Origin of the sequence: Pseudoxanthobacter soli DSM 19599 (genome assembly GCF_900148505.1) — a bacterium.
Lineage (GTDB): Bacteria > Pseudomonadota > Alphaproteobacteria > Rhizobiales > Segnochrobactraceae > Pseudoxanthobacter > Pseudoxanthobacter soli.
Map to the genome: position 1 here is coordinate 291088 of NZ_FRXO01000006.1, position 21629 is coordinate 312716.

Below are 21629 nucleotides of genomic sequence, written 5' to 3' on the forward strand. Positions count from 1 at the left end.
GAGTAATGGACTGGCGCAGCTACGATTGTCTATGTAAATTCAGTTTTCTTTGATATCCTGCCTGCTAAGCGCCCATAGCAGCATCGTGAGTAGAACGTTATCGTTATCCATGACGACTTTCAATCGCGGTCTTTTGGTCGAGGCCAACCCCGAGCACCTCACCAGCGATATAGTCGCAGTGTTGTTGCAAGGGTCCGCTTCGGGGTGGTTTTCTGGCTGTCCGCTTATGGCGGCGGCGTTCAGGTGGCCGCTGCGCTTCAACCGCTACGCGCCCTCAACTCAGTGGCTAAGACTGACGAGCTGCATTCCAGGAATCTGCCGTTCGTTTGCGCTCCGTAGCCCGCCGTGGGCATTTCTGATCGTTGCGCGGTGAGCGCCCAAGCTCTACGAATTCCGATAGACTGTCGCACTCCCGGATTCGGACAACGATGTTCAGCCTCATTATGCGTGGCAATGTTGATGAGTGGGATGCAGTCCCGCTCAAGACCTCCGCCACTCACCGTTTCCCTATCGCTCGCTTCTTGGAGTACACGAACGACGATATACGCGCGCAATTCACCCCAATCTCTCCGACTGTGCTAACTGCTCTCACCGGGATCCCGGCCGTGTTTATGAGCGAACTTCAGTCGCCGAGGGGCCAGATCCTTGACTATGTCAACATACGTGTTGGGTTCATACTGGACGTAACCTTTGATGAGCGTGACCTAGTCTACACGTTCCGATTTGAACGCAACTTCGGCAATCAGCCAATCTCCGATCGCAAGTTTTTCGAGCGTGCCTTTGGGATGGAGGGTTTCGAGTTACATCGTACACACTGGGCTATAAAGCCAACCAATATCGCCGATGCGCTTCGAACTTTAGGGCTCATCAGTCACGGCGAGGCAGTCTTGCCGCCCGGTCTGCCTACCATTCCGACTGTCCCGACCCAAGAAGAAACGGACAAGATCGTTATCGACGATCTTAAGGACTATATCGCGGAGGTGATGATGCTTCACGACGCGAGCGACGACGAGTTCTTCTATCGAGGCCATTCAGACAAGAACTACCTGCTAGAGCCAACGCTATTCCGAAAGGCCGCAAATGGCGCGTATAAGTACCGCCCGAACGAAGATGTCATGGTGCGCGAACTGTTGGCCGCTCAGCCATCTATTTTTGCGAGCGACGGGTACATGCTGGATAAGCTTGTCCGGATGCAGCACTTTGGGCTGCCGACGCGCCTCTTAGATCTCACGTCTAATCCCTTGGTCGGTCTCTACTTCTGCGTTTCCACTCCCAAGTTTGACGGTTTCGGTAACGAGATCGACGGCGAGGTTCTCGTCATAAGCACTGCGAAATCAAACGTGATGCCCTTCGATTCCGATAAGGTAAGCTGCATAGCCAATATCAGCCTACTAACCGATCAAGAGAAGAACCGAATGGACACTTCGCTTGAAAGGCTGGCGTTCAACGAGACGGCCGACTGCAAGAAACTTGTCCACTTTATTAAACGCGAGAAGCCCTACTTCGAGAACCGCATAGAGCCCGCAGACTTAGAGCGTATTCTATTCGTTCGCGCGCGCCTAGGTCACGAACGCATCGTTTCCCAATCCGGCGCCTTCCTGATGTTCGGGAAGGACTCGATTTTGCCCGAAACCGGGCAGAGCGGTCTAAAGATCAACAGATTTACCATTCGCAGTAAGCCAAAGCTGCTAAGGCAGTTAGAGTCCCTGAACATTAAGGCAAGCACTATTTACCCGGGGCTTGACCGTGCCGCACAGGACATCGCGAAGAAGTTTGAGATCGCCTAGCAGCCGCCAGGCCTAAGCGGTCCTTTCACGCAGTTCAAATGCTAGCAAGCCTTTGTTGTCCGAAGTTATTCTCATACTTCGCCGCGAGTTATGAAGCACATTACGGCGACGGCAATCACGTCAGTGTTTTCCGTTCGGCAACGCAGGTGTAGCGCAAACGTCGCCCAACCTAGTCGACACCCCGTAAACCTGATAGGCAGCAGACGGCCCCGATCATGCCGATCATCGGGTGCACTGGGAACGACGGCTTTCGGGAAACCGTCGGCGGTCTTCGAACGACCGATTTGGGCTCGGCTGTAGAACGGCAGCTATCTCCACAACGACAGGCGAAACCGGCAGGTCCACTCCCGGCCCCCCACGCAGCCTTGATGTGCGGGAGAGCGTGGAAGCGTCGTAGGATCAAGCCGGGCCGTTTCGAAACGGGCTTGATTGACAATTTTCGGAAATTTGCCCTCCTTGTCGTGTCTCGATCCTCAAGTCGGAAAGAGACGGCCATGCGCACATCCTTCTATGCGTCCCAAAGCCTCTATTCGGAGCCCGGGCCCTATCGCGACACGTTGATGCGCGGGGGCGCCGAACCCCGGCAGGTTGCCCGCTGGATCGGCTCGTTCATGCAGCACCCCCGCGGGGCCGAAACCGCGGAACGGGGATTCACGCCTGAACAGGCCGCCGATCTGGAGCTTCGTTCCGTCGCCGAGATCCTGTCCGTCGCCGTGGCGCGCGCCCTGCCCGATGGCGATGGCGCGCAGCCCAAGGTCGGCGGCGTCTGCCGGGATTTCGCCATCCTGGCGGCCGGTCTGTTTCGCGCGCGCGGCACCCCGGCCCGCCTGCGCGCCGGGTTCGCCGATTATATCGTGCCCGGCCATTGGGAGGATCACTGGCTTTGCGAATGGCACGACGGCGGGCGCTGGAGACGGTTCGATGTGGAGTTCACGGCGATCCGGGGCGTTGCCTTCGACACCCTGGATGTGCCGCGCGACCGGTTCATCACGGCCGGCGAGGCATGGTTCCGCATCCGGCGCGCGCCGGACAGCGCCGCGCGATTTGGCGTTTCGGGTCTCGACCTTCGTGGGGCGTGGTTCGTCGCGGGAAGCCTGATGCGGGATATGGCCGCCCTGCGCAAGCTCGAGCTGAAGCCCTGGGACTACTGGGGCCTGTCGCAGGACCTTTCCCGCGATTCAGCCGCGTGGCCGCCGCACGCGGAGACGACGCTGGACGAGCTCGCTTCGCGGCTCGGGGACGCCGATGTCGCCGGAGAGGACGAACCGGAATCGATCCGGGACTGGCCGTTGCCGCGTGAGGTCGTCGGCTTCCCCCACGGCGCGCCCATGGCCGTGGTGTTGCGCCACGCCTGACGCCCCGGCACGACCGGTCTTCATGGCGAGCGCCCGATGAGGGTGCGGGCGCCGACCGGGAGCCGGGCGGCGCGCGCGGCCGTGCCTCAGGCGGCCACCTTCAGCACGATCTTGCCGAAGCCGCCGCCGGCTTCCATTGCGCGATGGGCCTCGGCCGCCTGGGCGAGGGGCAGGACCTTGCCGACCAGCGGCTTCAGCCGGCCATCGGCGAACATCGGCAGCGCGCCGTCCGCGAAGCGACGCGCCATGGCGCGCTTCTCGACCGTCGTTCGCGATTTCATCACCGTGCCGATGAGGCGCAGGTGATTGTGCAGCAGAACGGAGAGCGGAATGGTGGCGCTGTCCTGCCCGCCCAGCAGGCCGACCTGAACGAGCCGCCCGCCGGGGGCGAGGCTGCGCAGATTGCGGGCGAGATAGTCGCCGCCGACGAAATCGACGATCACGTCGACGCCGCGCCCGCCCGTCGCCGCGCCCACGCACTGCTCGAAGTCCTCGGCGCGATAGTCGAACACCGCCTCGGCGCCGAGGCCGCGGACATCGGCGCGCCGCTCGGCATTCGCGGTGGCGAACACGCGCGCGCCCAGGGCGTGGGCGATTTCCACCGCAGCGGAACCCACCCCGCCCGCCGCCGCGTGGATGAGGATGGCCTCGCCTTTGCCGATGCCACCCAGATGAACGGCGGCTTCCCAGGCGGTGACGAAGGATTCCATCACCGCCGCGGCCGCGAGAAAATGCAGGTTCTCGGGAATGCGCACCGTCATGCCACGGTCGGCACGGGCATATTCGGCATAGGCGCCGCCGCCGACGATGGCCATCACCCTCTCGCCGGGGCGGAGGTCGTCGACATCGCTGCCGACGGCGACGACCTCGCCGGCGACTTCCAGCCCGAGCAGGTCGCTCTCGCCATAGCGCTGGTGGCCGTAATAGCCCTGACGCTGCAGCAGATCGGCGCGGTTGACGCCGGCGGCATGCACCTTGACCAGAACATCGCCGGGGCGGACCTGCGGCACCGGCACGTCCGTGAGGCGGAGCACGTCCGCCGCACCGAAATCGTCGAAGGTGATCGCCTTCATGCCTTTATGCCTTTGCAGACTTGGCAGCCTTGGCGGCCTCGGAGGCCCTGGCCGTCGCCCGGCGGGCGATGCTGGCGGCGAACAGCGGCGTCTCGCGGCGGTTGTGATCGCCGCCGGCTTCCTGCCGGGCCACCGCCGCCTGTTCGAAGGTCTGGCCGTGGGCGGCGAGGAAATCCAGGAACACGTCGGTCGGGTGCGAGGTGACGCGGTTGGTGTAGCGGGTGCGCCCGCCCTCGATGGCCTCGGCGATCAGCTCCCAGATCACGTTGACCTGCGTGCGCCCCACCGGTGTGAACACGTCGGAGATGGAGTTCATCCGGCAATAGCCGGCGGTGGCTTCCTCGGCGACATAGTGCTGGATGACGAGACCGGTCCCGATCATCTCGACATTGATGACCATGCGGCGGCCATCGTCGGTGGTGGAGACGCCGGAGCCGATATGGTCGGGCGGGCAGCAGCGCAGATATTCGGCTTCCGGCAGGCTGAACAGCCACTCGGCGATGTCGATCTTCTCGAAGGGAACGTCGATATCCGCCGTATAGGCGGACTGCGAGAGGATTTTGTCGGTGAGGATCTTCATGGCATGACCTTCTCGATGAACGGTTTCACAGGCCTCGGCGGCCGGTTTGGCGGTGGCGGTGCAGGGAGGCACCGGACCGGGGCGGCGATGTGCCATCCCGACCCCGGTTATGCGGGCGCGCCCGACACGACCTATTTCGAAATGCCATGGCCGGCGCCGCGCCTTGCGAGATGGAACGGCCGAACCGCCCTGCCCCGGCGATCGTGGTGGGGCGAGGCGGAACCGCCGCTAACGTGAACGGCGCGAATATGCGAGTGTCCGGCAGCGGCGATAAGCCGGAACCTGCTGCAAACGGCTTTGCCGGGAACGCAAAGATGAGACCCCATTTCGCCGAATTCCTCGGCACCTTTGTCGATGTCGTGCGGGCGGGGAGCTTTTCCGGCGCCGCGCGCCGGCGCGCGGTGACGCCCTCGGCGGTGGTGCGCCAGATCGATGCGCTGGAGGACGATCTGGGCGTCGCGCTTTTCATCCGCTCGACACGGGCGCTCACGCTCACCGATGCCGGCGAGCGCCTGCACGAGCGGGCGCAGCGCCACCTCGACGACCTCGCCGACACCCGCGCGGAAGTCGCCGCCTTCGGCGGCTCGGTCTGCGGCACGCTGCGGATCGCCTGCCTGCCCACCTTCGGCAAGCGCTATGTGCTGCCGGTCGTCGCGGCGCTGCAGGCCGAACATCCCGGCCTCAATGTCGAACTCGACCTGACGGAACGGCTGGCCGATCCGGTGGTCGAGCGGCTCGACGCCGTCATCCGCATGGGCGCGCTGACCGACAGCACGCTGATCGCCACCCGGCTGGCGCCCTTCACGCGGCTCGTGGTGGCGAGCCCGGCCTATCTGGCGCGCGCGGGCACGCCCGGCAGCGCGGCGGACCTGCGCGCGCACCGGCTGCTCGACAAGCTGCACGGCGCCGATCTGCTGGGCTGGCGCGAGGTGCTCGGCTGCCCGGCCGGCCATGCGGGGAACGGCACGGTGACCTTCCGCTCGGACGATTTCGAGGCCCTGCGCGCGGGCGCCGAGGCGGGACTGGGGATCGCGCTGCTGGCGAGCTGGGTCGTCGGGCCGGATGTCCGGGCGGGAAGGCTGGTGCGGCTCGGGCTCGGCGGCGAACCGTGGAACGACGGCGCGTCAGGCATCTCCCTCCTGCGCGCCCTGCCGCAGCCGAGCGCCAAGCTGAAAGCCTTCACCGAAGCCCTGCGCGCCGCGATCGGAAGCCCGCCGATCTGGGAGCCGTGATCGACGAACGCGGTTGGGGTGTGGGGGGGAGCGCCGTGGGGTGGCGGGGGTTGAGCTTTGCGGGCCGGAGCGGCCGTAGAGATCAGATCAGCGTTTTCCTGAAAGCAGACGTTACCTTTTGTTGCTCCGGAGGTCCTAGTTGCGCAGGCACCGCGGACATCGGCTCACTCTCTGAAAGCAGACCTTCGACAACTTGACAGCTTCAACGCATGCATCGGTCTGCCAATTTATTAGATGCTAATATCCGTTGAAGAGGTTAATGTTCGACGGGTTGCTAGCTCACAGCCCCTCATTGCGCGTGCTCACGTGGCCGCGGCGGCAACCTTCTAGGCGGTGGTCTTTGACGTCTTCGGGGGATTGGCCTCCCTAAAGGCCAAGGCTTTCGCTTTCACATCCTGAGCGAGTGAGCTGCCTTTTAGCTTGTCCCGGGTGATGTCGTCGATGTCGACGATCGACGCGCATAAGTCTCTAATGGCATTGATCGTGCCATCGTCGCCCTTGCCCATGAAGGCTTCGATCTCCTCGCATTTTTCCTTTATCTTGCGACTGCTCATGTTCGGCATGACGTTGCCACAGATGTAGTATTTGATGGCCATGATCATGTGCCACCGGAGCTTCGAGTAGCGCTGCTCGATCCGGTTATTGCTCATCAGAATCTTGAGCCGATAGAGAGTGTACGCCGCAGCGTGATAGACCTCTTCCTGATACGTAGGGTCGAAGACTTGGGCCCTCATCTCACTGGTCAGACGGTTCGGATACCTGCTAGCGATGTCGGGCTTGTCGAGGAACATTGCGGCGACGCACCGGGCGATCTCCTTAATGTCGAATACCCGGATCGCCTTCACGTTCTCCCGGTGTGAGAACTGGTTTTTGCGGCGCTCGAAATACAGGCGCAGGTCGTCTTCGGCGCCGCGGGCCTCGAAGTAGCGCTCGAGCGCCTTTACGGCGTCCAATGTCGCCAGGAACTGATTTTCCTCGACCTTGGCCTGTCGGTTCGTCGACCGGACGATGTCGTCGATTACGGCCGCGTCTGACGTCTCAATCAGCTTCAGCATGATCGTCGCGTCGGCGCCGATAGAATCGCGATTCTCGAACAGAACGTTTGAGGTCTGGCACCCATTCACGATCTGAAAGTCCCGGATCGATATTTCGAGGCTGCCGACGCGGACGTCAGGTGAGATCATCGTGATCCCGTTGTTCAGGATTCCGAATCTCTTCTGCTTTACCTGGTCTAGGAGCGTTTCCGCCATCTCCTGGTTGACGTCGCCGGCCGAGCCTAGGAAGTCGCGCACGTTCTCCTCGAAGATGCGCTGGCGAAGCCTCCCGTTGCCGTCAACTAGAATTTGATCGATAAACTCCTTCGCCCTCACCGTGACGGCGTAACCCTCGTCAATGCCTGGCGTCTTCGGAAAGGGAGCCATCCCCAGCACCTTGAGGGTGGCCTCTACCTGCCCCTCGGCTGCGGTCCAGAGCTCGACGATGCTGTCACGGTTGATCAATTCGACGTGCACGGAGCTGAAATACCCTGTTCCAGCAACCGACCTCTGGATCGCCGAGCTTGCGGCCAGAATCTCATCAGCGTCCGCCGCCCGGGCTGTCGTGGCGAAATAGATCTCGGCCTTCGGTTTACCGTCTCGTATTTTGCCAACGTGCGTAAGAACCGTGTTGAAGACCTCACGCGCGTTTTTCATAAACTCACTGTGGGGATAGGAGGCGGCTTCCGAAAGGAAGTCGTTGATGGCAGACTCAAACGTGTTAATTTCGCCCTTCGACCAGCTCTCCGAGGTCTTTGCCTGGGTGAACACGACGGTCACGTCTGCGTCGCGTTTGCGATCTCTAAGCGCCTCCTCAACCTCCTCGACCGAGGAAACGTAGGAGTCGTCGACGAAGATCATCACCCCATCGATACCGGGGTCGTCCCCTTCATAAACGAGGTCGCGAGGCTCGATATTTTCCGCACAATGGGTGCGGAAGATCGCGTAATTTAGGAACGCCTCGAACTGCTTGGACTGGTTGTCGCTGACAGCGTGTTTGACCTGAAAGTCATCGAGATGAGCTCTAACGACGCGATGCATGGGGTGGCCCGGCGAAATCCATTCGATACAGTGTCCGGACTTTATTATCGGTAATTATAGACAACTTGCAAGTTGCTCTAATCGCCTTCGCACGGCCTCTGGTGTCGCCGGCCGACATCGGCGCCGAGGAGAGCCGACCGGCTTTCTCTCCGAGCCGCCCGCGCCGTCGACGTGCGGTAGAGGAACTCCATGCGTCCTACGTTGAACTCGCGAAGTTCTACGTTGTCGACCTGCGACAACCCGAACGCGGCGTCGCGGGCGGAAAGATTGGTGCATTCACGAGCACGACGACTCGACCCTCCTTTAGAAAAATGGGAGCTTCAACGCGCTCGTACCTACGGATGTGTGGAAGGAGCATGGGGCACCATTCGCAGATGGCAAAGGCGGGTTGACCAACGTTTGCGGCGCGACCGCCTTTTCAGGATGTGGCGTCGGTCAACCACCACGTCCGCTTCGACTGGCCTTACGCTAGCGCGGCAAGCTAATTACAAAGTTCCATATCTTCTCATCGAGAAAGTCTTCCGGCCCACCATCGTCGGATTTCAATTTGATCAGCTCAATAAGATCCTGATTGGACAGCAACAAAATAAGCTTGCCCGATTCGCGCATGGCGCCTTGGGCTGCTCGAATACAACCATCGTCTGGCCCTAAACGCGATATGAGAAAGCAAACCGTTCGCAGAGCACCTGCGAACAGGTATCGCTCGGTGGAATATACCTGATCGGCCGTGATCTTCTCATCGTAATTTTTACATTCAAAGAGTACTGCCTTTGTACGAAAGTCGGCGCGCAAGTTGTCCCAAAATTGATTACCTGATCTTATGCGGCATATGAAATCGTATCGATTAGCTCCATCGGATGTGTGTGCTTGTCTTTTGAAGCCATAAAGCGTTGGGTCGAATACGTAGGTGAAAACTCGCTGGCAAAGATCTTCGTATTGGCTCGGCGTCCGGGTAGATTTTTCTCTGATGTGGTCTTCGAGTTCTCTTATGAGATCTCCGCCAAGGTCAGTATCTGCTTTTGCCGGTCGGCGTGAGCCGAGAGAGGTGAGATCCTCAAATTGCTTGCGGAGATTTGCAAAAGGAGCTGCTTTACTAAGCAGCATGTCAATATCCCACACGCTTACATGAAACTGACTCTCCGACCATTCCTTTGCGGCCGGAGACAGAGGGGCGACAACTGCGATTACGGCTTCTTTCCCGTCTCCAATCGAGATGACGCTCTGAAGCCGTGCTGCGTCCGCCCGAAGCTTATTCAATATGTTACGGCTAAGGCTGGTCGAGACCACTTCGACAAGGACCGATCTTTCATCTTTGGTGGCCACTATATCGATACGGGCACCCGATATAGCTTCTTCACGCTGGACCCTATAGCCGAGCTGCTGAAATAGCTCCGCTACGAGCTCTTCCGCCCTGAAGGCACGCATTGTTGCTTGCTGTCCGGGGGATGGAGGGACGGGTGAAGCACTTCGGTCGCGTGGCAAGGTCGTTTCCTCATTGAAGGGAAGGAGAGTGACATTTTCTGACCACATGACCAAGCAGGGACTGAATTTTCAGGCGCTCACCGGGCGATGGATGCCCGGAGGAGGTTCGTCTTTCCCATCGGCAAATCGAACGTGCTGCCCGGACGGCGTGGATGATAGCGCAACCGCTGCCGACAACTACCGAACCTGACCGCTTTTGGGCTCGGTTGTCGGACATCCATGGCCGACGCGGGTCGGGTCCAGAAGGCAGCTACACTGCATTCGCTACCGGATAGCTGACGGCCCGCCCCCCAACCCCTCCCGTCCCGATAGTCGCGCCCTTCCGCTTGTGCGGATCGGAACTGGCGGACCGGGCAAGGAGCCCTGCGTTGGGCGCCTCCAAGAGAGATGCCCGCGCACCCGTTCCTCAAGCCGCCACCATACGCCGGTTCATGTCGTCATCGGGGAATGGGCGGGGGTGATCGCGCGGGGCAATGGGCATAGACTTCGGAGGGTCGGCGGCCCTGTCGGAGTGCGTTGCGGTTGGGGCCGGCATTGATGGGATCACATAGCATGAACTGGCATCGGCTGGAGTGGGAGTTCGGGGCGCTTGCCGTCGGCGACGTTGGTGCGATGATCCGGTGGGTCTCGTTCCGTCTGCCGTCCGGAAAGCGGTTCGAGCCGTTCGCCCGGGCGCCGTGGATCGGCAGTGACGGGCTCGACGGACTGGCGCCCCATCTGCGGGATCTTGGGGCCGAATTCGCCTGCCTGCCGTTCGGCGTCGGGGGGCCGCTCGACGCCATCGCGCCGGAGTGGGCGGGGCTGCCCATCGAGGACAGCAATGCCGTTCCCCACGGCCCGGCGGCGAACGCGGTGTGGACGCTTGAGGAGAAGACCGAACGGGCTCTGCGCTTTGCCCTGCCCTACCCCGCCGACCACCCGGTGCGCGGTATAGAGCGAACGATCGCAATCGATCCCGAACGGCCGGCCATCCACCTGTCCTTGCGGATCGAAGCCCGCCGGCCGGCGAGAGTTTCCGTGGGCCTGCACCCGATCTTGACGCTGGCGGCGCCGGTGGACAGTCTCGAACTGTCGGCGGACTTCGCGTTCGGCCTCACCTACCCGGCCGCCGTGCCCGGCGAGGCCATGATCGCGGCCATCGGCCAAAACTTCGACCGGCTCGATGCGGTGCCCGCGGCGGGTGGGGGCAGCGTCGATCTCAGCCGCCTGCCCAAGGCGCGGCCCATCGAGGATGTCGTGCAGCTTTGCGGCGCGCGGGGGCCGGTCGCGGTGATTTTCGCGCACGAGGCGGCGCGGCTCGTGCTCGACTGGGACCGGACGCTGCTGCCCTCCTGCCAGATCTGGATCAGCGACCGGGCGCTTCAATCCGCCCCCTGGGGAGGCACCTATCGGGGCCTCGGCATCGAGCCGATCGCCTCGGCGTTCGACTTCGCCGAGACGCTGTCCGGGATGTCCAATCCGATCTCGGAGAAGGGGATCGCGACCACGCTGGCGATCGAACCCGGCCGCGATGTCGAGATCCGCTATTCGATCGCGGCCGAAGAGATCGGCTGAGCCCTCCCGATCGGCTGACCCCTCCAGATCGTCTGGGCCCGACGATCGTCCGGCCCCGCACGATCCCGCGGCCCCTCACGGCTCGAACAGCGGCGCGGGATCCGGGGTGTAGCGCGCGACCTTGTCGCGATCGAGGGCGATGCCGAGGCCGGGGGCGTCGGGGATCGCGAGGCGGCCGGAATCGTCGAGCCGGAACGGCTCGGCAAGGAGCCCGTCCACATAGGCACTGCCGCCGATGAATTCGACGAGATCGACATTCGGCAGCGCGGCGGCCAGCTGAAGGTCGGCGGCGACGCCGAGCGCCGTGTTCCAGCCGTGGCCGACATAGCGGACGCCGAAATCCTGCGCGAGCCAGGCGATGCGCCGCTGCTCGCTGAGGCCGCCGACCTTGGTGGCGTCGGGCTGGACGATGTCGAAGGCGCCGCCGGTGAGGAACGGAATGAAGGACTGCCGCCGGGTCAGCACCTCGCCGCCGGCGATCGGCACCGCGCTCGCCCGCCGCAGCGTCCTGAAGTCCTCCAGCGCGTCCGGCACCAGCGCCTCCTCGAACCAGCCGACATCATAATCCTTCAGCATCTCCGCGGTGCGGATCGCCCATTTCAGGCCGTTCGGCCAGAACGCATCGCTCGCGCCGGCATCGACGAACAGGCGGCAATCCGCGCCGATGCCCTCGCGCGCGGCCCGCACGATCGCCTCGTCGAGCCGGGCGTCGTCGCGCCGGCCGAACGGGCCCCAGCCGATCTTGAAGGCGCGGAAGCCCTGATCGTGATAGCGCGCCACGACGTCCTTCATGACGTCCGGCTCTTCCATCAGAAGCGAGCAATAGGGCATCGCGGTCGTGGCATGGGTGCCGCCGAGAAGCCGGCCGACGGGCTGGCCCGTGACCTTGCCGAGGATATCCCACAGCGCGATGTCGATGCCGCTGATGGTGTGGGTCAGCGTGCCGCCGCGGCCCATCCAGAACGTGTTCTGGTGCAGCTTCTCGGTCAGGCGTTCGGGCTCCAGCGCCGTCTCGCCGCGCCACAGCGGCTCCAGCACCGCGAGCGCGGCGGCGACCAGCCGGCCGTCGGTGAACACCGAGCCGTAGCCGGTGACGCCCGCCTCCGTGTGCACCGCGACCAGCGCGTGGACGGAATCCTCCGGGGCGATCTCGTTGGTCCACCCCCCCTTGGGGCTCTCGCCGAGAAGGGGAACGGAGCGGATCGAGCGGATCTTGAAAGACGACGACATGAAACCCCTCAGAAGGTGGCGGAGACGCCGCCATCGACCAGCACGATCTGGCCGGTCACATAGCGGGCGTCATCGGAGCAGAGGAAGAAGGCGGGGCCGGCGATATCGGCGGGCGTGCCGGCGCGGCGCAGCGGAATGCGCCCATATCGGATGTAGATGTCCTTGAACCAGTCCGTCTCGTGCTCATGGCCCGAGCCGTCCGGCAGCAGGGCCATGCGGGTGTCGATGAAGCCGGGCGACAGCGCGTTCACGACAATCCCCTCGTCGGCGAGATCGCACGCGAGCGAGCGGGTGAAATTGACGATGGCGCCCTTGGCGGTGGAATAGGCGAGTGCGTCGCGCGCGCCCCGCATCCCCTGGATCGAGGCGATGTTGAGGATGCGCCTGCCCTCTCCACCCTTCCGGAGCAGCGGAAGCAGCGCCAGCGTCACGCGGATGGCACCGTCCTGGTTGATGTCGACGACGCGACGGTAGGTCTCGAACGTCAGCTCGGCGAACCCGACCGCATCGAGGATCGCGGCGTTGTTGACGAGGATTTCGCAGCGGCCGTAGCGCGCCGCCACCGCCTCGGCCAGCGCGGCGATCGAGGCGGCGTCGGCGATATCGACGCGGACGGCGAGCGCGGTCGGGCCGAGCGCCGCGGCGACGGTTTCCGCCTCCGCAGCATCGATGTCGGCGACGACGACATGGGCGCCCTCCGCGGCGAAGCGCTCGGCGATGCCGCGCCCGATGCCGCGCGCCCCTCCGGTCACGACGGCGACGCGATCCCGCAGGCGCTGCGCGCCGGTCTCTGGGTTCGGGCGCTCCGCACTCATGTTTCCTCCATCTGACCGAGCGATTTGAGGCGGCCGACGACGACGAGCGCCAGCGCGATCGAGGCGACGAGCACCAGCGTCACCAGGGCGTTGATCTCCGGGGTGAAGCCGACCCGCATCATGCCCCACAGACGCAGCGGCAGCGTCGTCGCGTCGCCGGCGAGAAAGACGGTGATCAGCGTCTCGTCGAACGACAGCGTCAGGGCGAGCACCGCGCCGGTCGCCACCGCGGAGCGGAGCTGCGGCCAGAGCACGTGGCGGAAGGTCTGCCAGCGCGTCGCGCCGAGATCGGCGGACGCCTCGACCAGCGTTCGCGGCAGGGCGCGCAGCCGCGTCAGCACGAGCCGATAGAGCACGGCGAGGACGAGCGCGGTGTGGCCGATCACGATCGTCGCGGCGCCGCGCGAGATGCCGAGCTGATCGAGAAAGACGAGGAGCGCGAGACCGGTGATGATGGGCGGCATCAGGAACGGCAGATAGACCACGACCTCGACGAACCGCCGCGCGATCGCGCCCTCCCATTCCACATAGAAGGCGAGCACGAGCGCGAGCACGGTGGCGAGCGCGACCGAGATGATGCCGACGGCGAGCGTGAGTTCGACCGCGCCGATGACCGACGCGTTGCCGGCGAGCCGCCCGTACCAGGCGAACGTGGCTTCGTTCCAGTGGATGCCGGCGCGGTCGATCGGCACGATCGAGAACAGCGCGGAGATGCCGACCGGGGCGTAGAGGACGAGGAAGGCGGCGAACGCGACGAGCCCGAGGCCGATCTCGACGAGGCGTTCCAGGCGGGATTTGCGCATGGCCTCAAACCCTCTGCCGGCCGGCGGCCCAGCCACCGACGAGGATGGCGAGGAGCGCGATGAGGAACAGGACGACGCCGAGCGCCGAGCCGAACGGCCAGTTGTAGGCGAGCCCGAACTGCGACCAGATCACCCTGCCGAAGGTGAAGCCGGAGGGGCCGCCCACCATCTGCGGCGTGATGAAGTCTCCGAGCGCGAGCACGAAGGCGAACAGGGCGCCGGCGAGCGTGCCCGGCAGCGAAAGCGGCAGCACGACGTGGCGGAAGGTGGTTCCCGCCCCGGCGCCGAGATCGGCCGAGGCCTGGATGAGGTTCCCCGGGATGCGTTCGAGCGAGAGAAAGATCGGCAGGATGACGAACGGCAGGAAGATCACCGCCATGGTGATCAGGATAGCGGGGCGGTTGTAGAGGAAGACGAGGCTCGGCGCCTGCAGAATGCCGCTGGCGACGAGCGACCGGTTCAGGAGGCCGTCGAGCCCGAGGATGGACCGCATCGTGTAGATCTTCACGATGTAGCTCATGAAGAGCGGCATGACGAACAGAAGAAGCAGCGCGTAGCGCAGCCGGCCGCGCCGCTTCCAGATGAAATAGGCGACGGGATAGCCGACGACGAGGCCGATCGCCGTCACCTCCAGGCAAAGTTGCAGCGTGTAGAGGAAGGTCAGCCAGTAGGCCGGGCTGGAGAAGAAGGCCTCGTAATTCGCGAACGACCAGTCGCGGACGATTTTCTGACTTTCCACATGCCAGAACGACATCGCGAAGAAGCCGGAGATCGGCACCACGACGATGAGGATCGGCACCGCCATGACGGCGGCGAACGCAACCGCCCGCATGACGGGGCGTCGGCCGTGACTCAGGCCCCGCGCGGTCACGGCGCCGTCTCCACGATCGCGATGTCGTCCGGAGCGACGGACACCGTGACGGCCGCGCCGGGCTCAAGACCCCTCGGATCGCGCGCGCTCGTCAGCTTCGCGACGAGGCGCTCGTCCGGTGCCGCCAGCGGCCGCAGCCGAACGTGGCTGATCGCGCCGCCGAAGGCCACTTCGTCGACCACGCAGGTAATTTCGACGGCGCCGGGTCGCGCATCGAGGGTGACGAGCTCCGGACGGATCGCGAGCAGAACGGGCCGCGGCGTCGCGTCCCGCCCCGGGGGGAGCGGCAGATCGATGAACGGTGCCTCGATCCGGCCTCCCGCAACGACCTTCGCTGCGATGCGATTGTTGTCGCCGAAGAAGCCGGCGACGAACGGAGTGCGCGGCGCGTAGTAGATCTCCTTCGGCGAGCCGATCTGCTCGATGCCGCCGGTGTTCATGACGACGATGCGGTCGGACATCGCGATCGCCTCCTCCTGATCGTGCGTGACGAACAGGAAGGTGGTGCCGATGCGCCGCTGAAGGTCCTTGAGGAAGCCCTGCATCTGCCGCCGAAGCTCGGCATCGAGCGCCGACAGGGGCTCGTCGAGCAGGATGAGCTTCGGCTCGCACACGATCGCGCGGGCGAGCGCCACGCGCTGGCGCTGGCCGCCGGAAAGCTGGGCGGGATAACGGTCCGGCAGATGGCCGAGGCCGACCATCTCCAGGGCCTCGCCGACAATGCGCCGGATCTCCGGCTTCGCACGGCCGCGGATCATCAGGCCGTAGCCGACATTGTCGGCCGCCGACATGTGCGGAAACAGCGCGTAATCCTGGAAGACCGTGTTGAAGGGGCGCTTGTTGGTCGCAACGGTGGTGAGGTCGCGGCCGTCGAGCAGGATGCGGCCGCCGCTCGGCTGCGTGAATCCCCCGATCAGCCGCAGGATCGTGGTCTTGCCGGAGCCGGAGGGACCGAGCAGGGTGAGGAATTCGCCGTGGGCCACGTTCAAGGTCACCGGCCTCAGCACCTCGACGGAGCCGTAGGCCTTGGTGACGCCCTCAAGTGCGAGCCCCATCACTCAGGCCACCGTGTAGCGCTCGAGGACGTCGTAATCGAGTTCGACGCCGAGGCCCGGCTTCACCGGCAGCGGGATCGTGCCGTTCTCGAGCACCAGCTCCTCGTGGGCGAGTTCGCGGCGCAGCCGCTCGATGCAGAGCTGCGGCGGCAGATACTCGACGAAGGCGCAGTGGTCGGTGACGAACGCGAGGTGGGCGGTCGCCGAAATCGAGATGCCCGTCTTCCAGCAGTGCGGCACGATGGTGAGGCCGCGCTCGGCCGCCATGTCACACACGATCTTCGCCTCGCCGAGGCCACCGACGCGGCCGACGTCCGGCTGGGCGACGTGGACCTTGCCGATGTCCATCAGCTCCTTGAACTCGTGACGGGTGGCGAGCCACTCGCCGCAGGCGATCTTCATCGGCGCCTCCGCCGCGAGCTTGGCCATCTCCTCCACGTTGTCCGACCAGATCGGCGTCTCCAGGAAGAAGATGTCGAATTCCGCCCAGTCCTTCACGACGGAAAGGCAGGTCGCGGCGTCCTCCCAGAGATATTGCACGTCGATCATGAGCGTTATGTCGGGGCCGATCGCCTTGCGAACCGCGGCCACCACCTCGGTGTGGCGGTCGTAGTTCTCCCGCATGCCGGAATGGGCATAGGGGCCGTTCATCGTGACCTCGCTCTTCATCGCCTTGAAGCCGAGCGCCTTGGCGTCGAGTGCGGACTGGACGAGCGCATCGCGATAGTCCTCGAAGGCGTGGCCGGCCGGCTGCAGCGAGGCGTAGGGGGTGATGCGGTCGCGGGTGGCGCCGCCGAGCAGGGCATGGACCGGCTTGCCGAGCGCCTTGCCGCAAAGGTCCCACAACGCCATGTCGATCGCACTCAGCGCATGGATCACGACGCCGCGGCGTCCGTTCATCGCGGTGCCGAGATAGATCTTCCGCCACAGCTCGCCGATCTCGAACGGATCGGCGCCGATCAGCATCTCCTTGACCGCGAGGCCCATGGTGTGGGTGCCCGGCGCCTCGATGACCGCCTTGGCCATCCACGGGTTCACATCGCACTCGCCGATCCCGGTGATGCCCGCATCGGTCTCGATGAGGACGACGAGATTGTCCTGGGCCGAGGAGGTGAAGCTCGGATCGTAGTCCGGCGCCAGAAGCACGTGGCAGATGACGTTGGTGATGACGAGCTTCGGCGGCGCGCCGTCGAGCACCGGGGACACGGTTCGCATGGGAAACGCACTCTGATGAGAGGTTGGCGGATGGCGCCGTCGGGTACCGCAAGGACACGGCAGATTTGGGCGCCGCAGCTATGGGCGCGGCAGATAGGGGCGCGGCAGAGCGGATGCCGCGCCGGAAACAGACGTATCGGTCAGGGCGCGGCCTTGACCTCGTTCCACAGCGCGACGCGCTTCTCGAAGCTTTCGGGGGTTTCGAGGAAGGTCAGCTTGTCGGCGTAGGTGAAGCCGTTGCGGACATTGGCCGCCTCGTCCGTCGTGTTGCCGTAGCTCTTCTTGTCGGAGAGATAGGCGCCGACCTTCGGGGACAGGCAGGCATCGAGCCAGGCAAAGGCGAGATCGGGATCGCGGGCACCGGCGGAGACGGTCCAGCAATCGAGCCAGCCGATCGCGCCTTCCTTCGGGATGGTGAAGGCGGCGTCGACGCCCTTGGCCTTGAGGCCCGCGACCTGCGGCTCGCCCATCGAGAACATCGCCTTGATGTTCGACTGAGCGAAGATGTTCACGCCGTCGTCGAAGCCTGCATAATAGGTGAGGAGCAGCTTCTTCTGGGCGACGAGCTTGTCCTTCACGGCCGCGAACTGGGCATCGTCGAGATTGAACGGCGTCTTGAAGCCGAGCACCATGGCGGCAAGCGTGATGTTGTTGTTGGCGTCGTCGAGCGCGATGAGGCGCTGGGCGTTCGCCGGGTCCCACATCACCTCCCAGCTATCGGGCGTGGCCGGGAAATCCTTCTTGTCGTAGATGAGCGGCAGCGAGCCCCAGGCGAAGGGGATGCCGTACTGGTCGCTGCCGCGGCGGATCGACGGCACATCGCGGAAGGCGGGGGAGAGGTTCGCCGCGTTCGGTATCCGGGCCATATCGAGCGGCCGGATCAGACCGCCGTCAATATAGCGCTTGAAGCTCGACGTATCGAAGGCGACGACGTCGAAGTCCGCCCCCTTCGATCCCTGCATCTTGGCGAACATCTCGTCGACCGATCCCGTATAGACGATCGACAGCTTGACGCCGTGCTTCTCTTCGAACGGCTTGACCCATTCGGGTTCAGCGTAGCCCTCCCAGGTCAGCACCCTCAATTCACCCGCGGCGCGGGCGGAGCGCAGGACGAACGGCGACGCGAGGGCCGCAAGGCCCGTCACCAGCGCGCCGCGGCGCGTCAGGGACGACAGGGATCGAACGGCACCGCACGTCTCGCCTGGGGCCTGCGGCCCGGAGGTCGGCTCGGACATCTGTCATACTCCCGCTTCTCATTGAGGGTCTGGAAGAGGCAGCGCGTGGGGAAAGGTGCGCAATCCCGCGACGTGGGTGTCGATCTCCGCATCGAGTTTCTCGCGGGAGCCGGACAGCAGCACGTCGACATAAATCCGGTGCTCCTGCGTCACGCGCTCGAAGTCCGTGTCCCGGTAGGTCTCGATCGAGAACATGATCAGGACGTGCCGGGAAATCGCGTTCCACAGGGTGGTCAACAGCGGGCTGCCCGCGATCTCGAACATCGCGGTGTGAAAGGCGATATCGGCCCGATTGAGCCGCAGCCAGCCGTCCTGGGGCCGTTGCGCGGCGGCATCGATCGCCGCCACGCAGGCCTCAAGCCGATGCAGCGGCGTGCGATCGGCCGCCAGCTTGTCGGCGACGATCCGCGCGCAAAGCCGCTCGATCGCGACCCGGGCATTGTGCAGCTGGGTCGCCCAGGCGGCATCGAACGTGGCCACCTGCATACCCCGCCGGGGTGCCGGCACGAGGATGCCCTGACTGGCCAGAATGCGGATCGCCTCCCGCACCGGAACGCGGCTCACCTTCAGAGCGTCGGCCAGCTCCGTCTCGATCAGGCGCTGGCCGGACACGAGACGCCGGGCGGCGATCGCGTCGACGATCCGATCGGCGACCTGATCCGCGAGGGTGACGATCGCATCAAGCGGCGCGAGCGGTTCCTCGGACGGCGGCGGCGCGGACGGGATCGCGTTCAGAGGCGAGGTCGTCATAGGTCCCCTGCAGCTGGAACTCAAAATTGATATTCAGAACTCTGTATACAGAATTCTCATATCACCCACGCGTGACGGCTGTCGAGTCCCTGATGCGGATTTTTGCGGGGTGAGCGGCTGTTCGGGCGCGTGGCCGCAACCCAGGCCATCTCGGCGCCGGTGCAGCAGCGGAACGGCCCGCCGCGCGCCCGAACGCGTTATGGAAAGCGGGCTGGAGGACCCGGCTTGGGAAAGACGGCAGCGGCCGTCCCCTCTCCGGCGAGACGCCTCAAAAGTCCCGATTGTTCTGAAGAGAGCAAGCGGGTACGGGCGGCATCCGCGCCGCGTTCGCGGTCGCAGTCGCGGCCGTCACGGCCGGCAGGGCTGGGCTAGAGGATTATGGCGGCCCGTCACGGCGGCCAGTCTGGCCGGAGCGGCGTTCGCGCTCGTTGTTGCCCTGCTGCGGGCCGGCCAATGCAGGCGGGAACGGCAGCCGGGGACTGCGACACACCGTCGGGGCGCAAGGCGGCCCCGGGATCCCGGCGGCCGGACTCGATCCGGCCGCGGAGATGACCTCATGCGGCAGTTCGTCTTCATTCGGCAGCCCGGCGGGGCCGCGCTGCCGTCACATTCACAGGCTTACCAGTGCGATCCTTGCCGGCGCGATCTTTGCCGGCGCGATCCTCCCCGGCACCACCCTTGCCGGCGCAGTCCCGTCAGGCCAGCGTGGGCGAGGTCTTCCAGTCCCGCAGCTTGTACACCGTGCCGGGCCGCGGACGGGGCGCATCGCCGCCTTCCCGCATCCGTCGCTTGAAGGAATGGATCGGCGTCGCCAGATCGTCGATGCGGAACTCCACCACCGACGGCCCGTCGTGGGCGAAGGCGGCATCGAGCGCGGGCCCGATCTCGTCCGGCTTCTCCACATAGAACCCCTTGAGGCCGAGGCCGGCCGCGGCCTCGGCGAAATTCGGATGGCAGCTCTGGCTCTCCAGCAGGGCCGACTGCACGTTCTTGAAGAAGATTTCCTGCCAGAGCTGGATCCAGCCGAGGCGGCCGTTGTTCAGCACGATGTTGACCACGCGCTGGTTGCGCTGGGCCTGGGTGGCGAGTTCGCCGATGGTGTAGGAGAAGCCGCCGTCGCCGGCGACCGTGACGATGCGGGCATCCGGACGGGTCTCGGCGGCGCCGATCGCCGCCGGCGTCGAATAGCCGAGCCCACCCTGGCCGCGGGCATAGAGGAACTGCCGTCCGGCCTTGCGGGCGGGCAGGAAGTTCGCGATCCATCCGGCCGAGAAGCTGGCGTCGGACACGACGATGTCGTCTTCGCCAAGCCGCTCCGCGAGCGCGGCCATGACCCGCGGCGGATCGAGCGGGATGCGCTCGCTGGCGATCTCCACCCGCTTCTGTTCCTCGCCGGCTTCCTTCACCTCGGCAATTCGGGCGAGCCATTCGGGATGGCTCTGCGGGGCGAGTTTACCGTCGATCAGGCGGAGCGCCTCGCGGACGTCGCCGAACAGCGACACGGTCGGGCGGAAGGTGCGGCCATGTTCGTTCGGATCGGAATCGATCGTGATCGTCGCCTGCTCCGGCAGCGGCAGCGTCCAGTTCATCGCGGTGTTCTGGCTGGCCTTGGAGCCGCACCAGATGACGAGATCGGCTTCCTTGATGAGCTCGATCGCCGCCCACGAGCCGAGCGGGTTCAGTGTGCCCGCCGCATAGGGCAGGGTTTCCGGCACCGATCCGCGTCCGGTCAGGCTGGTGACGACGAGGCCCTGGAGCTTGTCGGCGACGCGGCCGACTTCGGCGGTGGCATCCGCACCGTGAACGCCGCCGCCGCAGACGAGAGCCGGCCGCCGGGCGCGGCCGATGAGCGCGACCGCCTCGTCGATCGCGTCGCCGGTGGGGGCGGAGCGCACGAACGGGGCGCGGATCGCCCGGTCGTCCACCGCGATCCTGACGCGGCTTTCATCCCATTCCGCATCGAACACGTCGTGGGGAATGATCAGCGCGACCGGACCCGGACGGGGGGACGTGGCGACGCGGAAGGCGGTGCGGATCATTTCCGGCAGCGCCGTGACCGACGGCACCAGCCAGGAATCCTTGGTGATGGTCTTGAAGAACGAAAGCTGGTCGAAGCCCTGGCTGGCGATGCCCTTTTCCTTCAGCGTCAGCCAGTCGAGCGGCAGTTCGCCGACGATGCCGATCATCGGCACGGAGGCGTTGAGCGCCTCGATGAAGCCGGCCGGCAACAGGTTCGCGCCAGGGCCGACGGTCACGTCGCAGACGCCGGGCTTGCCGGTCAGTCGCGCATAGGCGTCCGCGGCGTAGGCGGCGTTGCGCTCGTCGCGCATCAGGACGTGGCGGATACGGTCGGTTCGCCGCGAGATGCCGTCATGCAGGGCGGTGGTTTGGCCGCCGGGCATTCCGAAGACGAGTTCGACGCCGTATTGCGCCAGCATTTCGGCGACCAGATCTCCGATATGAGCCATTTCTACACACTCCGATAAAGCAAAAGCAGGGGCATGCCCCGTCCGGGCC

17 protein-coding genes are annotated in these 21629 nt (G+C 64.9%); 4 read left to right on the forward strand and 13 right to left on the reverse strand.

All coding sequences use genetic code 11. The features are described from left to right. Positions 1-428 precede the first annotated feature (428 nt). Together BUF17_RS16065 and BUF17_RS16070 are read left to right on the forward strand one after the other, a co-directional pair. Positions 429-1787, forward strand: a complete 1359-nt coding sequence (locus BUF17_RS16065) for an FRG domain-containing protein (RefSeq protein WP_073630506.1) — start codon at positions 429-431, stop codon at positions 1785-1787. 215 nt (positions 1788-2002) lie between these two features. Next, complete coding sequence (locus BUF17_RS16070; RefSeq protein WP_244530914.1) at positions 2003-3142, forward strand: transglutaminase-like domain-containing protein; 1140 nt, start codon at positions 2003-2005, stop codon at positions 3140-3142. An 86-nt stretch (positions 3143-3228) separates the two neighbouring features. Here BUF17_RS16070 and BUF17_RS16075 read toward each other — a convergent pair whose 3' ends face one another. Both BUF17_RS16075 and BUF17_RS16080 read right to left on the reverse strand, forming a co-directional pair. After that, positions 3229-4215 carry an NAD(P)H-quinone oxidoreductase gene (locus BUF17_RS16075; RefSeq protein WP_073630510.1) on the reverse strand — a complete coding sequence of 329 codons (987 nt, stop codon included), beginning with the start codon at positions 4213-4215 and terminating at the stop codon, positions 3229-3231. Positions 4216-4219: 4 nt separating this feature from the next. Next, positions 4220-4795: a hypothetical protein gene (locus BUF17_RS16080; protein WP_073630513.1), complete on the reverse strand. Its 576-nt coding sequence runs from the start codon at positions 4793-4795 to the stop codon at positions 4220-4222. Between the two features lie 314 nt (positions 4796-5109). Here BUF17_RS16080 and BUF17_RS16085 point away from each other — a divergent pair, with 314 nt between their 5' ends. Beyond that, positions 5110-6027, forward strand: coding sequence for a LysR family transcriptional regulator (locus BUF17_RS16085; RefSeq protein ID WP_073630515.1), 918 nt, complete (start codon positions 5110-5112; stop codon positions 6025-6027). A gap of 326 nt (positions 6028-6353) precedes the next feature. On the opposite strand, the gene BUF17_RS16090 is transcribed toward BUF17_RS16085, so the two are convergent. Beyond that, a complete protein-coding gene (locus BUF17_RS16090; RefSeq protein WP_175563717.1) occupies positions 6354-7922 on the reverse strand; it encodes an AIPR family protein in 1569 nt (522 codons plus the stop codon). Positions 7923-8570: 648 nt separating this feature from the next. After that, positions 8571-9527 (reverse strand): restriction endonuclease, encoded by a 957-nt coding sequence (locus BUF17_RS16095; RefSeq protein WP_073630519.1) that lies wholly within the window; start codon positions 9525-9527, stop codon positions 8571-8573. Positions 9528-10136: 609 nt separating this feature from the next. On the opposite strand from BUF17_RS16095, the gene BUF17_RS16100 reads away from it, so the two are divergent. Beyond that, the gene (locus BUF17_RS16100; protein ID WP_073630521.1) at positions 10137-11138 is read left to right on the forward strand and encodes a hypothetical protein; all 1002 of its coding nucleotides are present in this window, start codon (positions 10137-10139) and stop codon (positions 11136-11138) included. Positions 11139-11213: 75 nt separating this feature from the next. Here the strand turns inward: BUF17_RS16100 and BUF17_RS16105 are convergent, their stop codons facing one another. The 9 genes from BUF17_RS16105 to BUF17_RS16145 all read right to left on the reverse strand — a co-directional run bounded on the left by BUF17_RS16105 (position 11214) and on the right by BUF17_RS16145 (position 21580). Further along, the gene (locus tag BUF17_RS16105; protein ID WP_073630523.1) at positions 11214-12368 is read right to left on the reverse strand and encodes a mandelate racemase/muconate lactonizing enzyme family protein; all 1155 of its coding nucleotides are present in this window, start codon (positions 12366-12368) and stop codon (positions 11214-11216) included. 8 nt (positions 12369-12376) lie between these two features. Further along, entirely contained in the window at positions 12377-13183 is an 807-nt protein-coding gene (locus tag BUF17_RS16110) for an SDR family NAD(P)-dependent oxidoreductase (RefSeq protein WP_073630525.1), read from the reverse strand. After that, positions 13180-13986, reverse strand: coding sequence for an ABC transporter permease (locus tag BUF17_RS16115; RefSeq protein WP_073630527.1), 807 nt, complete (start codon positions 13984-13986; stop codon positions 13180-13182). The genes BUF17_RS16110 and BUF17_RS16115 overlap by 4 nt, the downstream gene beginning before the upstream one ends. A 4-nt stretch (positions 13987-13990) precedes the next feature. Further along, positions 13991-14818: an ABC transporter permease gene (locus BUF17_RS16120; protein ID WP_073630529.1), complete on the reverse strand. Its 828-nt coding sequence runs from the start codon at positions 14816-14818 to the stop codon at positions 13991-13993. 35 nt (positions 14819-14853) lie between these two features. Then, a complete protein-coding gene (locus BUF17_RS16125; RefSeq protein ID WP_073630531.1) occupies positions 14854-15912 on the reverse strand; it encodes an ABC transporter ATP-binding protein in 1059 nt (352 codons plus the stop codon). A gap of 3 nt (positions 15913-15915) precedes the next feature. Next, positions 15916-17127, reverse strand: a complete 1212-nt coding sequence (locus tag BUF17_RS16130; RefSeq protein WP_084564768.1) for a mandelate racemase/muconate lactonizing enzyme family protein — start codon at positions 17125-17127, stop codon at positions 15916-15918. Positions 17128-17267: 140 nt separating this feature from the next. Beyond that, complete coding sequence (locus tag BUF17_RS16135) at positions 17268-18362, reverse strand: extracellular solute-binding protein (protein ID WP_084564770.1); 1095 nt, start codon at positions 18360-18362, stop codon at positions 17268-17270. A gap of 18 nt (positions 18363-18380) precedes the next feature. After that, positions 18381-19112 carry a GntR family transcriptional regulator gene (locus BUF17_RS16140; protein WP_073630535.1) on the reverse strand — a complete coding sequence of 244 codons (732 nt, stop codon included), beginning with the start codon at positions 19110-19112 and terminating at the stop codon, positions 18381-18383. Positions 19113-19807: 695 nt separating this feature from the next. Continuing rightward, the gene (locus BUF17_RS16145) at positions 19808-21580 is read right to left on the reverse strand and encodes a thiamine pyrophosphate-binding protein (RefSeq protein WP_073630537.1); all 1773 of its coding nucleotides are present in this window, start codon (positions 21578-21580) and stop codon (positions 19808-19810) included. Between the last annotated feature and the right edge of the window lie 49 nt (positions 21581-21629).

Coding starts and splice junctions, on each gene's coding strand:
- BUF17_RS16135 (WP_084564770.1), bottom strand. CDS start 18,362: ATGTCCGAGCCGACCTCCGGGCCGCAGGCCCCAGGCGAGACGTGCGGT.
- BUF17_RS16100 (WP_073630521.1), top strand. CDS start 10,137: ATGAACTGGCATCGGCTGGAGTGGGAGTTCGGGGCGCTTGCCGTCGGC.
- BUF17_RS16065 (WP_073630506.1), top strand. CDS start 429: ATGTTCAGCCTCATTATGCGTGGCAATGTTGATGAGTGGGATGCAGTC.
- BUF17_RS16130 (WP_084564768.1), bottom strand. CDS start 17,127: ATGCGAACCGTGTCCCCGGTGCTCGACGGCGCGCCGCCGAAGCTCGTC.
- BUF17_RS16075 (WP_073630510.1), bottom strand. CDS start 4,215: ATGAAGGCGATCACCTTCGACGATTTCGGTGCGGCGGACGTGCTCCGC.
- BUF17_RS16080 (WP_073630513.1), bottom strand. CDS start 4,795: ATGAAGATCCTCACCGACAAAATCCTCTCGCAGTCCGCCTATACGGCG.
- BUF17_RS16110 (WP_073630525.1), bottom strand. CDS start 13,183: ATGAGTGCGGAGCGCCCGAACCCAGAGACCGGCGCGCAGCGCCTGCGG.
- BUF17_RS16085 (WP_073630515.1), top strand. CDS start 5,110: ATGAGACCCCATTTCGCCGAATTCCTCGGCACCTTTGTCGATGTCGTG.
- BUF17_RS16070 (WP_244530914.1), top strand. CDS start 2,003: ATGCCGATCATCGGGTGCACTGGGAACGACGGCTTTCGGGAAACCGTC.
- BUF17_RS16140 (WP_073630535.1), bottom strand. CDS start 19,112: ATGACGACCTCGCCTCTGAACGCGATCCCGTCCGCGCCGCCGCCGTCC.
- BUF17_RS16120 (WP_073630529.1), bottom strand. CDS start 14,818: ATGCGGGCGGTTGCGTTCGCCGCCGTCATGGCGGTGCCGATCCTCATC.
- BUF17_RS16090 (WP_175563717.1), bottom strand. CDS start 7,922: ATGATCTTCGTCGACGACTCCTACGTTTCCTCGGTCGAGGAGGTTGAG.
- BUF17_RS16115 (WP_073630527.1), bottom strand. CDS start 13,986: ATGCGCAAATCCCGCCTGGAACGCCTCGTCGAGATCGGCCTCGGGCTC.
- BUF17_RS16125 (WP_073630531.1), bottom strand. CDS start 15,912: ATGGGGCTCGCACTTGAGGGCGTCACCAAGGCCTACGGCTCCGTCGAG.
- BUF17_RS16145 (WP_073630537.1), bottom strand. CDS start 21,580: ATGGCTCATATCGGAGATCTGGTCGCCGAAATGCTGGCGCAATACGGC.
- BUF17_RS16105 (WP_073630523.1), bottom strand. CDS start 12,368: ATGTCGTCGTCTTTCAAGATCCGCTCGATCCGCTCCGTTCCCCTTCTC.
- BUF17_RS16095 (WP_073630519.1), bottom strand. CDS start 9,527: ATGCGTGCCTTCAGGGCGGAAGAGCTCGTAGCGGAGCTATTTCAGCAG.